This is a genomic window from Stygiolobus sp. RP850M (assembly GCF_037389295.1).
Lineage (GTDB): Archaea > Thermoproteota > Thermoprotei_A > Sulfolobales > Sulfolobaceae > Stygiolobus.
This window is the reverse complement of the sequence record NZ_JBBHKU010000072.1, coordinates 1-14,497: the sequence shown is the minus strand read 5'-3', so window position 1 is coordinate 14,497 and position 14,497 is coordinate 1. Positions and strand designations below refer to the sequence as shown.

14 protein-coding genes and 1 pseudogene are annotated in these 14,497 nt (G+C 37.9%); 10 read left to right on the top strand and 5 right to left on the bottom strand.

Annotated elements, in window-relative coordinates; all coding sequences use genetic code 11:
- Positions 1 to 47: 47 nt before the first annotated feature.
- Both pyk and WIW52_RS10030 read right to left on the bottom strand, forming a co-directional pair.
- Positions 48 to 1,379 carry a pyruvate kinase gene (pyk, locus tag WIW52_RS10035; RefSeq protein WP_337710253.1) on the bottom strand — a complete coding sequence of 444 codons (1,332 nt, stop codon included), beginning with the start codon at positions 1,377 to 1,379 and terminating at the stop codon, positions 48 to 50.
- Positions 1,372 to 1,851: a DUF2299 domain-containing protein gene (locus WIW52_RS10030; RefSeq protein ID WP_337710252.1), complete on the bottom strand. Its 480-nt coding sequence runs from the start codon at positions 1,849 to 1,851 to the stop codon at positions 1,372 to 1,374. Before WIW52_RS10030 ends, pyk begins: the two co-directional genes overlap by 8 nt.
- Before the next feature lie 71 nt (positions 1,852 to 1,922).
- Here WIW52_RS10030 and WIW52_RS10025 point away from each other — a divergent pair, with 71 nt between their 5' ends.
- Together WIW52_RS10025 and WIW52_RS10020 are read left to right on the top strand one after the other, a co-directional pair.
- A complete protein-coding gene (locus tag WIW52_RS10025; protein WP_337710251.1) occupies positions 1,923 to 4,283 on the top strand; it encodes a hypothetical protein in 2,361 nt (786 codons plus the stop codon).
- Between the two features lie 370 nt (positions 4,284 to 4,653).
- On the top strand, positions 4,654 to 5,298 hold the full coding sequence (locus WIW52_RS10020) for a hypothetical protein (protein ID WP_337701628.1): 645 nt from the start codon (positions 4,654 to 4,656) through the stop codon (positions 5,296 to 5,298).
- Here WIW52_RS10020 and WIW52_RS10015 read toward each other — a convergent pair.
- A complete protein-coding gene (locus WIW52_RS10015; protein WP_337710250.1) occupies positions 5,264 to 5,857 on the bottom strand; it encodes a class I SAM-dependent methyltransferase in 594 nt (197 codons plus the stop codon). The genes WIW52_RS10020 and WIW52_RS10015 overlap by 35 nt on opposite strands.
- A gap of 38 nt (positions 5,858 to 5,895) precedes the next feature.
- Between WIW52_RS10015 and WIW52_RS10010 the strand changes: the two genes are divergently transcribed.
- The 4 genes from WIW52_RS10010 to WIW52_RS09995 are packed head-to-tail and all read left to right on the top strand — an operon-like array spanning position 5,896 to position 8,427.
- Entirely contained in the window at positions 5,896 to 6,102 is a 207-nt protein-coding gene (locus tag WIW52_RS10010; RefSeq protein WP_337701632.1) for a MoaD/ThiS family protein, read from the top strand.
- Between the two features lies 1 nt (position 6,103).
- On the top strand, positions 6,104 to 6,778 hold the full coding sequence (locus WIW52_RS10005; protein WP_337710249.1) for a hypothetical protein: 675 nt from the start codon (positions 6,104 to 6,106) through the stop codon (positions 6,776 to 6,778).
- A complete protein-coding gene (locus WIW52_RS10000) occupies positions 6,775 to 7,893 on the top strand; it encodes an FAD-dependent oxidoreductase (RefSeq protein WP_337710247.1) in 1,119 nt (372 codons plus the stop codon). Before WIW52_RS10005 ends, WIW52_RS10000 begins: the two co-directional genes overlap by 4 nt.
- Positions 7,894 to 7,899: 6 nt before the next feature.
- Positions 7,900 to 8,427, top strand: coding sequence for a DUF1955 domain-containing protein (locus tag WIW52_RS09995; protein WP_337710246.1), 528 nt, complete (start codon positions 7,900 to 7,902; stop codon positions 8,425 to 8,427).
- On the opposite strand, the gene WIW52_RS09990 is transcribed toward WIW52_RS09995, so the two are convergent.
- The gene (locus WIW52_RS09990; RefSeq protein WP_337710245.1) at positions 8,420 to 8,746 is read right to left on the bottom strand and encodes a hypothetical protein; all 327 of its coding nucleotides are present in this window, start codon (positions 8,744 to 8,746) and stop codon (positions 8,420 to 8,422) included. The two genes, WIW52_RS09995 and WIW52_RS09990, sit on opposite strands and share 8 nt — an antisense overlap.
- 19 nt (positions 8,747 to 8,765) lie before the next feature.
- Positions 8,766 to 10,211 carry a DUF790 family protein gene (locus WIW52_RS09985; RefSeq protein WP_337710242.1) on the bottom strand — a complete coding sequence of 482 codons (1,446 nt, stop codon included), beginning with the start codon at positions 10,209 to 10,211 and terminating at the stop codon, positions 8,766 to 8,768.
- 32 nt (positions 10,212 to 10,243) lie between these two features.
- Here WIW52_RS09985 and WIW52_RS09980 point away from each other — a divergent pair, with 32 nt between their 5' ends.
- The 4 genes and pseudogenes from WIW52_RS09980 to WIW52_RS09965 all read left to right on the top strand — a co-directional run.
- A complete protein-coding gene (locus WIW52_RS09980) occupies positions 10,244 to 11,575 on the top strand; it encodes a DEAD/DEAH box helicase family protein (protein WP_337710240.1) in 1,332 nt (443 codons plus the stop codon).
- 112 nt (positions 11,576 to 11,687) lie between these two features.
- Positions 11,688 to 12,515, top strand: a complete 828-nt coding sequence (locus WIW52_RS09975) for a winged helix-turn-helix transcriptional regulator (protein WP_337710238.1) — start codon at positions 11,688 to 11,690, stop codon at positions 12,513 to 12,515.
- A 356-nt stretch (positions 12,516 to 12,871) separates the two neighbouring features.
- Positions 12,872 to 13,273 carry a hypothetical protein gene (locus tag WIW52_RS09970; RefSeq protein WP_337710237.1) on the top strand — a complete coding sequence of 134 codons (402 nt, stop codon included), beginning with the start codon at positions 12,872 to 12,874 and terminating at the stop codon, positions 13,271 to 13,273.
- 103 nt (positions 13,274 to 13,376) lie between these two features.
- A pseudogene (locus tag WIW52_RS09965) lies at positions 13,377 to 14,406 on the top strand (MFS transporter); the annotation flags it as partial.
- Positions 14,407 to 14,497: the final 91 nt, after the last annotated feature.

The following is a 14,497-nucleotide window of genomic DNA, read 5'->3' as shown; positions in this document are numbered from 1 at the left end:
GAAATAATGTATAAAAATTTTTAATTCGGCCTCTAGGTGGTAAATCACTAATCTAACTCTTCTACTTTTAAAAATCTAGTAGTTTCTCCTTTATCTCCGTACACTCCTCCGACTATAACTATAAATCCCTTATGACCCATTTGAATCGCTTCTTCTCTAGCTCTCTTTACAATGTCGTCCAAACTTTTTAGTTCCTCCACTTTTTTGGGGCATACACCGTAACATATTTTCAGGAGTTTAATTAAGTCCTCAGACGGTGTTAAGGTTATAATCGGCACAACAGGTCTTAATCGTGATATTCTTAAGGCTGAGGATCCAGTCCTAGTATATGTGATGATAAGTGAGGCGGAAGACAGTATGCTAGCTATTACTGCAGAATATGCTACAGCCTCATCAACATTCATGTATAGCTGAGTCTTTTTAGGTTTGAAAGTTCTTTCGACGGACATTATCAGATCGTTTAAAGTCTTAACCGCTTCTAGAGGGTACTTACCCATAGCAGTCTCGTCACTTAGCATTATCGCATCAACTCCTTGTGAAACGGAATTCGCAACATCTATAGTCTCCGCTCTTGTAGGTAAAGGAGAGTTAACCATTGACTCGAGAACTTGTGTGGCTAGAATGACGGGCTTACCGTGCTTTCTTGACACGTTAACTATTTTCCTTTGTGTCTGAGGAAGATTAGGTAGCCCTACTTCTACACCTAAATCGCCTCTGGCGACCATTATTGCGTCAGCTTCCTTCACGATATTTTTCAAGTTCTTGAGGGCAGCTTTCTTCTCGATTTTAGCTACGACCCAAGCTTTTCCTTTTACTATTTCCTTAACTTTTCTGATATCGTCCTCACTTACCACAAAAGATAAGCCTATGTAGGTTGCACCTAAATCTAATGCCTCTTTTAAAAGCTCAAGATCCTTTGGAGTGATCCCTAAAGGAATATCGGCGTCAGGGATATTAATCCCTTTTCTCGAAGTTAGCAACCCTCCTTCTTTTACTACGCCCTTAGCTGAGTTTTCATTGACTTCAGTTATTTCTACTCTTATTACGCCATCGGCTATGAGTACTTCAGTCCCTACTTTTATCAGTTTGAAGAAAATAGGATCTTCAACTGGAATCCCTTCATCTCCGAAGGTTAATAGATCACCGTTTTTTAATGTGATAGGTTCTTTCTCTAATACACCTATTCTTAGCTTGGGTCCCGGTAAGTCTACTAGAATAGGAGCTCTATTATTGACCAGTTCAAAATATCTTTTATGCTGATCTTTGTCCCCATGTGCAAAGTTCAGCCTTATAATGTCTACGTATTTCAGCAACTCGTCGATGACTTTTTCGCTAGCAGGACCTAAAGTCGAAATTATCTTTGTTTTTCTTTTAGACATACCTAAGAGATCCCTTGCTTTCTCCTAGGACATTACCGAATTTGTAATTTATTTTAGCTATAACTAACATCCCAGCGTTTCTAACTGTATAATATGCGTTTAAGAACTCGTTAGGGGTTAGTGAGTCTATGAAGACTAGTCTTAAGACTTGAATTACCTCAGGTGTTTCAGTCCCTGGAGGTAAAAAGGCAAAGTCTACACCCATCTTAAGGAGGTCTTCCGTTAGTTCCTGAAAGAACTTCTTCTTATCTTCCTTTTTCATTTCATTGATAGCAGCTTTGTGGTTAGGGTGAATTAGTATTCCCATTGAGATGAGATAGAACTTCGATGAGTCATTCGGTCTGATAATGTCTATTGAGGGAAACCCTTGGGGTGGTGCCGTTACTATATGATAAGCTTCTTTAGCTTGTGGTGGAATAGTTATGGAAAGACCTAGCTCTTTTATTAAAGCTTCTAATTCTTTGTCATTCATCACATTTAATTGGAAACCTAAATTATAGCACTTTCGCTTAATCTTTTAATCCTTCTTAGTTAATAAAGCATGTGGAAGTAAATAACAAGGTCGTACTCGGACTTCTAGTACAGTTTTCAATTGCCATAATTGTAGTGTCTTTTCGCCAAGAATTGAGTGTATATTACTTCCTTGCTATTTTTCTAGCCGGAATCTCGATAAATACACTTTTCGGAGAGCCAAAGATTAACCTTCTAACAATAGGTTTAGCATTTCCTTTCATCTCAATTTATTCTTATCCTGAGTTTACCTTGGTAATATTAGGGTTATCAACCATATCTTCGTATTATTATAGGGATTTCGCTCAAGTCCTCCTAGTCCTAGCCTTTAACTTGTTCGTCCTCAACTTCTCCGACTTAGTACTTTTTCTCTCCTTCGTTACACTGGTTATAGTCTTTAGGCTTAGCAAGCTGGACATGAGAGCTATAATCGCCTCAGGGCTTATCATGATAATGATAGCGGCTTATGAGTCTGCTCTGACCGTAACTCTGGGGGACATAGCTTACTTTGACTTATTGTTTGGTACTATAGGAATAATAGTAGAAGGAGCTAGGTCAAAGATTCCGAGTAAGTTAGTGGTTCCCTTGTCCCTACTAGTAATGCCTCTCGTCTCCTGGTTACTACCCTTACCTGAAGCGTACTACTGGTGGTCTTCTAAGTCCTTCTTCTTCAATTATGGGATCATAAACGCGTGGCTTCCGGGTCTACAGTATTTTCCTTTAATCGAGATGTTCCCGGTATATTATATAGCTCACTTTCTTGTGTATAAAACGAACGATTATGTAGGCTCTCACTTGTTCATTTCTCTAGTTTATTACGTGTCGTCCCTTTCTTCGTATCTGTTTTTTTCCAGCTTTCACAAGCCCAGAAGGGTACTACTGATTTCTTCCGTTCTATACGCAATGTTAACTCCTATTACTTCTATACCTTTGTCCGTAACATACTCGCTCTTACCTTTTGCACTTTATTTGGCAAGGACAGTGAGTTTACGTAATTATGTAATCTTCTTCACTACTTCATTGATCTCTTCAAGTGTAGCTTACCCCTTTAACTTCACTTTTGCGAGTATAACTAACGAAAAAGTTCGAAAGGAATATGTGGCGATAGCCTTTACAGCGTCTCTGTTCTGGATTATTCCATATTTCTTACTTGGTTACCCGTCTTCATCGTTGTCGTTTTACACGATTTTCACACCCATAGCAATATATTATGCACTTTTCATCGTGGGATTGGGTGTAGCGTTCGTTACGAGAAACAAAGTATCCGGTATTAGCATGCTAATTAGTTTAGCATATATCTTGTTGGGTTTACCTTACTTCTATCTGATCTATCCCTTCGCGATTTTAACCTTATTTGCAGCTTTCCTTTCCACAGAACTCAAGAGTTTAATACCAGTATTCTTTATTTCAATTTTCTTAATATCTGCGTATGCAAATGCAACTCAACCTTTTTTAAATATTCCTTCTTCGGTTACTTCCGTTGTAAAGCAGTTAGAAGGTTTACCCTTCGGTCTAGTCTACTGGAATTCATCTTATGAGTTGCTGTCTCCTCTTCCCGTCACAAATATCACAGCTTATGCATATTATATAGTAGAAAATGACACTGTCATGAACAACACTAACTTTGTAGGTTATTCGTTAGTAGCAATTCTCCCTAAACAACATAATAATCTCAACGTGAGTCCGTTATTAAATTCCCATGTAGTCAGATATAACGGGTCTTTTGAATGGGTATCAGAACAAGGAGGTAAGGAGAGTGAAGTGGCTCTAACTTTAAATCCTCCTCAATACCTGGTGGGGAATCTGCTAGTTGTTATTAATATAACGAATTTAGAATACTTCTACATAGAGGTTGTAACTAACAATGAAGTTAAGTACTATCATAACACGACAGTTATACCCCTTAATACTACAGTATATGCTATAGATCTCACTTGTTATAACCCACAACCTCATCAGGTCTACAACGTGAGTATCTTCTACGTTAACTCCTCTAATAAAAAGCTCAACTTACTCCTTATTCCTCCTAAATCAGAAACGCCCCTATTTATTCAAAAAGATAACTTTACCGACGGAAACCTAGTGATTCAGATAACCTCTGACGTCAGCTTCAACATAACACTTAACCGAGATCTACAACTTAACTTTACCATTAACGGAGCGATTGCTAACCTTACACAGACTTACGAGCTAAAACCTGGAAAGTATATCATTGTAGGCTCATTCGCTTACAAGGACTATTTTATTTACGGGGAGTACGCGACTATAGCCGGTTTTATAATAGGTTTTGTTTACGTCATGGTTGTATCAAATGAGAATCTCAGGAGTAAGCTCTATCGCGTACTTAAAATAGAGAAAATAAAAAGATATATAGAAAGCGGAGAAAACAAATGAGACCTCCCATTTAACCGCGTAAATAGCCCTATAAACAATAATCAGCGGTAAAGCCGATAGGATGAGTCCTATATCACCGAGTAAGGTTACGAAAAGCGAACATATCATTATACTGAGCAGAGCAGAGAAAAAACCCCTAATTATTTGAAAGCTGTGAGTAAATATTTTCGATAGGAATTCCAAAAATATCAGTGAAATGAAGAGAACTATTGCGAAATGCACTGACAGTATCACAATGAGCGGTACGTGAAACTCACTCACTTTAACATAATCATTAAGTGGCGTTTTAAATGTTTTCTAGCTAGAGTATAAACTTTTGTTAAATATTTTTAATAAAAGATTAATTAAATTTATCTTATTCATTTTTAGTATGGACTCTAACTGGAGGAGTACACCAGTCGAGGTTAGAGAAGGGATAAGGTATCTTTCGGCTCATTTCTACCCAGAAGGGATGATGAGTAGATGGAGCGAGTTAAAGAAACTATCATTTAATGCCGCCAAGATGATAAAACTTTACTCACTACAGCAGGTGATAGAGGAGTTGGAACACTTCGACTTTTTCAAGGAGTACTTCAAGGAAGAGCCACTTAAGGATGTTAAGCTTCCTCCATCATATATAGAGTTATTTGACGGTTTAATTCAAGATTTTAAGACTTCTAATTGGAAGGACAACGTGGCGACTAGGTTCCACATGATCACTGAAGGAGTTTTAGCTACTGTAGGTCTGAAAATCCTTAACGAGACCTCCAAGAAATACGGTCTTAATAAATTTAACGAGGGTATAAGGGCTATCATAGAAGATGAGGCAAGACACGTAAACTTCGGGTTTTCGCTCATAGAAAATAGAGAGTATGCGATAAAGCGTATTGAGGAACTCTTTCCGTTAGCGGTGAGAATAGTAAAGGAAGGTAAAGAGAAGATAGAGCCAATGGGGTACAATGTCGACGAACTGATAGGTCTGATGGAGGATCTGAAGAGGGCTAGGATCGAGAAAATTTCTTCCCTAAGTAAATAGAGTTGTTTGGAAAAATCGAATTAACTCTGTAATTTTTTGAAAATAATGTAGTGAAACCGAATTTTTCCATGAGCTTTTTCAGCTCCCACGGGTAATAGAGCTTATAGAACCTCTCGACCCTTTTACCATTTATCGAGCTCCTGATAACGACGTTTCTTCTAAAGAGGAACTTAGGCTGTATTAACCAAACCGTAACTAAGACGTTACCCCCCTCTTTAAGTATCCTGACCGCTTCGCTGACGGCTTTGTTCGGCTCTCTTAGGTGGTGTAAAGAGGCTATGTAAAGTAGCCCGTCTACTGACCCATCTCTAAAAGGCATGAATTCCATGTCGGCTAACACGAGGTTCTCACACCCTCTCTTCTTAGCTTCCGATAGTTGTCTTTCGGAAAAGTCTAAACAAACTTTGAAATTTGCGTTTGTCGCAAGGCAGTTTTGTCCAGAACCGCATCCTACGTCCACGATTGTCTTTTTCTTTCCTAGTAGTCTCAAGTATTCCAAAGGCTTTCTTCTGTGTACAATGTATTCGTAGGCCTCTTTTGTTATTTCTTTCTCGTCCACATAAGATTTTTCAGCTCGGTTGAATAATTAAATATCTTGTGAAGATTATAGTGAACCTAGTAAGGGAAAATAAAAGGCTTGAAGTAGAGCTTCCTGAAAAAGCTACCGTTAGGGATTTGCTCAAGAAAATCGGGTACAGAGTTCAAGGAAGTGTGGTCGTTAAGGATGATGTTCCTTTGATAGAAGACGAAAGACTGAACGACGGAGACGAGATTAAGGTATTCTTGGCAGCTTCAGGTGGTTAAAGTGAAGCAGAGCATTAACATAAGGGAGGTTTTAAGAGACAAGAAGGTCTGGTTGGACAAACTAAAAAGCCCTAACGAGGACGAGAGGAAAAAAGCTTGGGAAATGATAAGGTTTATAACTGATACCGGTAACGGTAACGAACTCAAGGGGTATTTGGGTTATTTACGCTCATTGTTGTGGAACTCGTTGCAAGGTGTCAGAGAAGACGCTTGGAATAACTTGGATATATATAAGAAGCTTCTCGTGAAAGGAATAGAGAGGGGTTTGACGGCTAATTCGGACAGAATAAAGTGGAGTGCTTGGTCAAAAGCCATCGATATGATCTCTTTGGGTTTAGTTACTAAAGACCAAGTGATTCAAGTACGTTATTCCTACTGGAGGTTGTTGAGGAGCAGGTGGATGACGATAAGGAAAAAAGCGTGGAGACTTTTCGTTAGGTTGGTGGAGGAGGGGATATTCCAAAGTAAGGACAAGGAGAGATTCATAGACTTTTTAAGGCATAGGAAAGCGAGTGTGAGAATTTATGCGTGGGAGTCTGTACCGCGTTTACTTAAACTAGGTTTTATCACGAAAGAAGATGTAGTATCTCAGATACGGTACTTAAAAGATCTTACTTCTCAAGAAAGTAATATAAAGAAGAGGGCAGAAAAAATCTTAAAAGGTTTTGAGAGTTGAAAGTAGCCGTAATAGGAGGAGGGATTGTAGGTTTATTCACAGCTTATTACTTATTAAAGGAAGGCGCTGACGTAACGATATATGAGAGAGCTTTTCTCGGAAACGGTTCTGTTCACGCTGCAGGTCTGATTGAGCCCTACAGGTTTGATAAGATCAATACTATGGCTATGATAAGAAAGATGATGAAATATAAGAAGCTTGGAGTAACCGATGTGAAGTCTGTAAATACATCTTGGTTATTGGCACTCCTTACTGAATTAGAGAGACCGGCTCCTCCGGAAGCATGGGAAATAATGAGGTTTATGGCTTCGTTTTCCTTAAGAGAATACAAGTATCTTGCAGAAGAGAAGAACGACTTCGACTATGAGGAAAGCGGGCTTTTAGAGTTATATTATGACAAGAACGCATTGGAAAAAGCTGTGGAGGAGGAGAAACTGAGTCCCTTCAAACCTAAATTCGAGGTGGTAGATGTTAAGAATTTCGCTGGTGGGGTGTACTTCCCTGAACTATCTAAGGTCGACACATTCAAGTTCGTAGACAGAATGACGAGAGAGATAGCTAAGGCTAAAGTTGTAATTAAAGAGGTAGAAAGGGTGACTTCTGACGGTGTAGTGGACGGTGCAGAAAAATACGACAAAGTAGTTCTAGCTTCAGGTATTTCCTTAAGAAAGTTTGGTTTACCGATTACGGCATTTAAGGGATACGGTTATAGAGTTAAAGGTGATGTGGGTATAAATTACCCGTTTGTCTTAGCAGAATACGGAGTTGCAGTTGCTAAAAACACAGATAATATAAAAATAACCGGAGGGTTTGACGCTGACTTCTCTGACGATTCCAGTAGGGCTGAGTTCTTCCTTAACATGGCTTCGAAAGTCGTTGACGTAAATTATGTTTATGACTTAACCATGGGTTACAGACCTTGTTCTCCTGACGGATTTCCTATAATAGGACAATATGATAATCTAGTGTTCAGTACCGGAGCGTGTAGGTTGGGATGGAGTTTCGCCCCTGCCATGGGAAAGATGGCTTCTGATATGGTCTTAGGGAGAGTGAGTTCTTACGGTTATCTCTCTCGGTATATTAGTGGAAGAAATTTAAGAGTGGACACAAGATAATATCATATGACTATTGTCAAGTCTGACCTAATTAAACGTCTAATGGACGCAAAGAAGTTCTTCGTCAACGGATATGTTGATGAAGGTGTCAAGATAGTTCAAGATGTTCTGAAACTGTCACCTCAGAAGGAGGAGTATAATTGGTTTATATGCAATGTAATTGAGAGTGTAGATTGTAAATACTTATTCACGATCCTTGACAAGATAGGATCGAATTTTGACGTCTCAAAGTGTCAGAATCTTAAAAACGTGGTGATGTGTGGTATCATGCAAAACGTGTACAACGCTCACGTGGATTTAGCACTGAATTCCCTAGTAACCCAAGGAAAAAGGGATAGACTGGAGGACATAACTAAGGATATATTTAAGGTAAATCCCGATGTAAATGGAGAGATTTTATACAAATTGGCTGAGGCATTAAGGAGAGCAGGAGATGAGAGAGATGCGGTATTACTGCTACAAGAGGCGTGTAAGAAAGGAATAAAGGAGGCATGCTCTAACGCCGTGGTTCCTCCGCCAAGATCTGTCATGTAATCTCCTCTATTTTCCATTCGATCTCTTCCCCGAACTCTTTTCCTATTTCGTAAACAGTTACGCTCACAGTTTCGAAAAGTTCGGGATATATCTTATCAACGAAAACTCTCACCTTGTTTTCTTCGAATATAACTTTCCTAACTCCGTTTATTTGTGTTAATCTCTCTTTCAGTTCCTCTTTGACGGACTTAAACTTGATGTCGTCTACAGTAAAATCGACTTTATCTCTAACATACACTACTATCTCGTTTTTGTTCTCTTCGAGAGTAACTTTAATTAAATTATCTCCTAATTTCTCTCTTAATTCAATAAATTTCATTATAAAACGAAAAATTCTTTCATCGTTTTTCAGTTCCACCATTTTGTCGAATAGCTACAGCATCCGTTATATTCTTCCACACTATTTTGTAGCCTAAATATTCTAATACTTCCACGATATAGTCTCCATATTTAGACCTCAAAGAAGATAGGCTCTTTCCATTGAAATCTACCTCACGTAACTTCTCCAACAGTTCCTCCTTTATGTAATAGTTCTTGAGGAATACATAACCTGGAAACTGCCTAAGGTTCTTTCTGATCAAGTTAGTGGGGACTTTAAGTTCCTCGGCTATCTCCTTAATACTCACCACATCTTTATTGAGGGAGTATTCAATTTTCACGTTCTCTAAGCTCTTTGTCTCGAGGTCTTTAAGCCACTTATAAACTTTCATTACGTCTACTTTTTTCTTAAATTTGATTACGTTATCTCCGTCATAATCTCCTAAGCTCAGTTCTTCGTTTAAAAGTATTAAGATCGGTTCTTTTACCTCCTTAAGTTTCCTTACTTTTTCCCTGATATAATCATCAGTCCAGAAGCCTACAATCTCTATATAGACTTTCAGGTTCCCCTTCTCGGCTAGGAAATCAGGAATGAATATCTTATCTCCAACCACTATAGGTTCCGGTTCCCTCAGTAATTTCCAGCCTGATGACAAGGAGTTAAACTCATAATAAAACCTCTCTTCAACTGAACTGTCGAATACTTTTTCGTCTACGATTTCCTTTAGAATGTCCTTATAATCTTCTACCTCCAGCTTGTATATCCTCTTCTTCTTTTTTCCCAATACGATGTCAGCCTCTATCCTCCAGTGTTCTGTAGAGACGATATAAGGTAATAAAATGGCGAAATTCCGTCCGTATTTTTCACTCATTTTTAATAAGGTAGCAGGTCCGATGAACTCAAGCCTTAAGGGTTTATACGCGAAATACATTAACCCTAACCATTTTGCTCTTCTCACTATTTCCTTCCAGTTTGACGATACGTAAACAGATAGCTTGTAAGCTTTGAACAGTAGAGTTTGCAATAGGGATAGGTTATAAGCTTTAATCACATCTTGTGGTGTCAGGGGCGGTAATTCCGTAATTTTCCTTTCATCTTCTAGATCGGAGAACATGTACTTTATAGGGTCTATTCCTAATTCTAGACTAATTTTTTCTATGACTTTTTCTCTTTCTTCAGCGTCTATTACCGGACCGTACTCGTATAATTTTCTTCTTATAACTAAAGGATCTGTAGGGGAGTCCTCTTCAAATTTCGTGTATTTAGCTATGACTTTGAATATACCCCTTACGAGTTTATAATCATAAATTTTCTCTAAATATTTTAGTTCTTCTTTTATCTCTCCTAAAGTTAACCCTACCTTAAACTTAGAGAGGATCTCCTCGACTATATCAGGGTCTTCACAGAACAAAGGTACTACTTTATTCTTTGCGAGCTTAAATCTCGCTAACGACCAAGGTAACACATTTAATATTAAATGTAGAAATTTAAAACAGTTTGGTAACGCTCAGATACTTTAAAGGTCTACTAGTATTAGACGTATATGCTCCGGGAGCTAAATGGTCTGAGGAGCTAAAGGCTTACATAACTTACGCCTATAAATATGCCGAAGTAAAAAAGTATTTCAGAAGCGAGGGCGTAGAAATAGAAGACTATGTGTTTGATTACACTCCTCCTTTTCCGTCTATTGTTGATGAGATAAAACTTAGGGACTACCAGATCGAGGCTCTGAAGTCTTGGATATTACGAGGAAAGAGGGGCGTTATAGTACTTCCTACTGGAGCTGGAAAAACTATTGTCGCGTTAAAGGCTATTGCTTCCTTAAGGGAGAGCACACTGGTGGTAGTGCCGACAATTGATCTAATGCATCAGTGGGCAAATTCAATAAAGGAGATATTGAAGGCAGATGTAGGGGAAATAGGAGGAGGAGTGGACAAAGTCTCTGGTATCACGGTAATAACTTATGACTCAGCTTATACAAGGGCTGAAGAGTTGGGTAACAAGTTCTTTTTCGTAATTTTCGATGAGGTTCATCATCTTCCTTCCGAAGGTTACTCTCTCATGGCTAAAATGTATGCAGCACCGCACAGAATGGGCTTGACAGCGACTCCTGAAAGGGAGGACGGAAAGCATATAATGTATCCGGATTTGGTAGGACCTATAGTCTATCGAAAAGGGGTAGAGGACTTTGCGGGAAAATACATAGCCAGTTTCGATATAAAGAAGGTTTATGTTAAAATGACCGAAGAGGAAGAGAGAAAGTATAAAGAATTAAGGTCTAAGCTAAAGAAATTTCTTGAGAAGAGGAACCTGACTTTACGTAGCTTAGATGACTTTAACAGACTTGTGAGATTAGCCTCGAAAGATAAGGAGGCTAGAGAAGCTCTTTTAGCTTGGCATGAATCCTTAAAGATTGCGGTAAACTCAAAAGCTAAGGTAGACAAATTAAAGGAGCTTTTAAAGGAGTTCAAGGACGAAAAAATAATCATATTCACGAGGGACACACAATTAGCCTATGACCTTAGTAAGTTATTTTTAATTCCCGTTGTGACTTATAAGACCAGTAAGGACGAAAGGAAGGAAATTTTGGAAAAGTTCAGGAAGGGAGCTTACAGAGTGATAGTTGCATCTACTGTATTTGATGAAGGAGTGGACGTTCCTGACGCTAACATAGGCATAGTATTGGGCGGTTACGGTACTAAGAGACAGTACTTACAGAGGCTCGGCAGGTTATTGAGAGGGAAGGACAAGAATGCTCTCCTAATAGAGATAGTAACTAAGGGTACAGCAGACTACAAGCTAAGTAAGAGGAGGAGTTATATCTCGTAATACTAATACGGCTCTGAGGTCGTGGGGTCGCTACTTAGTACTTACTTAGAAATTTTTGTATTAGAGAGATTTAGATAAAAGTATATAAATAAGAACTCCGACTAGGGAATTAATGGATGGAATAGATAAAAAAATTATTATTTCATTATTCAAGGACGGTAGGATTTCACAGAGGAAGATTGCTGAAGATGTTAATCTCTCTGCTACTTCACTTAATTATAGGTTTAACAAGTTGATTGAAGATGGCGTTATAAGGTCATTTAAGCTTATTGTCAATCCCAATTTTTATAATAAGTATTACGCGTTCGTCTCTTTCAAGAACGAAAAGGACTTTAACGCACCATTTATAAACGTGAAAATAAAGTGCTTAGAGGAACTTAACGTTTACAGAATACACGGAGAATCTTACAATGACTTAACAGATAAGATATCTACAATGGCTAAGGAATTAGGAGATCCAAAGATGACTTATATTCCTGCACAAACACCTGTTAAGCCCTCTGGAGTAGATATAGAGATAGTTAAGGAGTTGTTAAAGAACCCAAGGGCTGAACCTAGTGATATGGCGAAGGTAATAAATATACCTACAAAGACGATTCAGAGGAGAATAAGTGCGTTAATAAGTAAAGACGCTATAAAGGTGATACCTATAGTCGATTTGTCAAAGGCTGATATTGTAGTATTTGGTGTGTTCTCTAAGATAGTCACGAAACTGTCTATGTTGGATAACTGTAAGTTCTTATCATTTGTGGAAGGAGAAAGAGGACTGACCGTTTGTGCCGTAGAGAACATAAAGGTTGCAGAAGGTTATGTGAAGAAAGTTAGGGAAATAGATAATGAAGCTGAAGTAATGATCGCTACAGAGTATGATATAAGTAATGACGTAGCACTAAAGGAACTTGAGGATATAGAGAATAGGGCTATAACATCGGTTAAATGATCATTTTCGACAATTAACAGTTTATTGTGCTCTTATAACATTATTTAAAATAACCTTGTAAGGAGAGATCATTTCCCATCTCCTGAACACAGTTGAAATTAAGCTTACTATTACTCCTCTTGTCAATTTCACTACTATTGCTCGATATACTAATTTCCGTATAGGATATTTTGAAACTTTACGAGAAAAAATTCGAAAAAGGAGATGAAATATGGATTAAAACAATATTGGGAGATCAGAAGACTGAAAATACAAAAATTAACGACTTAAGTGAAATTAATAAGTTCAAATTGGAAATTCTATCTACATTTTTGGGAAAAGTAAGCTAGATAGTACCAGAAGATTTTCTATCCACTATGGATACACAGTTAAGGGAATACGCTCTCAAAATGCTAGTTAAGGTAATGAAAATAAAGTCAGCAAGTTTAGTCCTATTTAATCCCTCTGTGATTTATCCCTATGTCTTTGACAAAATAGTGATTTTATTTGGTAACGAAATAGTAGAGGAGTCTACTAAGAAGGAGCTCTACCACCCTTACTCTCAGCTTCTTCAAAACACGAAGCTCACATTAGGCAAGCCTAGAGAGAAAATTCCTATAAAGGAGATAGGAGATCCATCAGACCACGGCTGTCCGTATCACCCTTATTGTGATCTAATTAATAAGGAGTTGAGGAAACGATGTTATACTGAAAATCCCAAATTATTTAACGTTAGAGACAATAAGGTAAGATGTTGGTATTATGAAAACATTAAATAAGGTATTTTAAGATATTTTTAAATAAAATGAATATAGTATTTATATAGTGACTTAAACATTAGTAGTTAAGCTTAAATTCGGTATCGAACTATTTTCTCAAGCCATGGCTGAGCACAAGTCTAGTCTAATATATGCAGCTATATTTCTTGTTTTAATAACAGTATCAGATAGAGCAACTAATAACATGGTAACTACAACAGTCCCCTTACTCGGAAAATATGTTCTGCACTTCTCTAATACAGTAGTAGGACTTCTCTCTACGGTAATCTTTGCCTTTACTTTCGTGGCTACGTCGTATATTAATCCTTCGTTAAATGCAATTACTAGAAAGAGAGCCTTCATACTCTCTAATGGTTTTATCGTTTTGTCCCTTCTACTTTATTATTATTCTAACGTATTTACAGTCTGGTTTATATCAGCTTTAGCAGGTCTGACATTTGGCTTAATTATGCCGAATTTAATAACCGCAGCGAGTTTAGCAAACGATCAAAAATCAGCTGAAAGGTTGTTGGCATTATATTCTACAAGTCTGAGCCTGAGCCTGATCATAGGTCCTGCACTTGAAACATACCTCCTGACGAGAGTTGGTTACAGAGAGATCTTCTTGTGGTTCATTCCGCTGGCTACGGTAGCGTTTATTTTATCCACTAAGCTGAAATTCCCAGAAGTGAATAGGGAAAGTAAAGGAATATCAGCTTTAAAGAACAAAGGTTTCGTCTCCTCGATACTGTCAATAACGACTTACAACGTACCCTTTGCGGCATTTACAACGTTCTTAGCTATCTTAGCCAAAGAGAGATTTAATGTTCCAGACTTTGAAGCATATTCTGTTTTTCCTACCTTTCTTTACAATATCATTTCTGACTAGACTTTCAATGACTATCAGACCCTTCAGTGATCTTAGAATGCCTTTAGCAATATCGATAGGTATTACAATCGCTGGATTACTTGGAACACTTTATGCTCCTTCATACATAGCTTTTCTCCTGGTAATAGCTTTGCTCGGTATACCTCACGGCTCTATCTTTCCAATGTCTACCATAATGATAAGCAGAGCGACTACAATCGCGGAAAGAAACGCTGTAAATTCATATTTCTTGGCTTATATAGTCTTTTTCATAATAGTTGCAACAGGCTTTTAACTTCCCTCAATACAAAATATAGAAAAACATCGAGAAAAGCTTGTATTATTGTGAGATAAAACTTGATAAAACTTGTTAACAG

Excerpts from the sequence above, each read along its gene's own strand:
- pyk (WP_337710253.1), bottom strand. The coding sequence starts at position 1,379 with ATGTCTAAAAGAAAAACAAAGATAATTTCGACTTTAGGTCCTGCTAGC.
- WIW52_RS10030 (WP_337710252.1), bottom strand. The coding sequence starts at position 1,851 with ATGAATGACAAAGAATTAGAAGCTTTAATAAAAGAGCTAGGTCTTTCC.
- WIW52_RS10020 (WP_337701628.1), top strand. The coding sequence starts at position 4,654 with ATGGACTCTAACTGGAGGAGTACACCAGTCGAGGTTAGAGAAGGGATA.
- WIW52_RS09995 (WP_337710246.1), top strand. The coding sequence starts at position 7,900 with ATGACTATTGTCAAGTCTGACCTAATTAAACGTCTAATGGACGCAAAG.
- WIW52_RS09990 (WP_337710245.1), bottom strand. The coding sequence starts at position 8,746 with ATGAAATTTATTGAATTAAGAGAGAAATTAGGAGATAATTTAATTAAA.
- WIW52_RS09975 (WP_337710238.1), top strand. The coding sequence starts at position 11,688 with ATGGATGGAATAGATAAAAAAATTATTATTTCATTATTCAAGGACGGT.
- WIW52_RS09970 (WP_337710237.1), top strand. The coding sequence starts at position 12,872 with ATGGATACACAGTTAAGGGAATACGCTCTCAAAATGCTAGTTAAGGTA.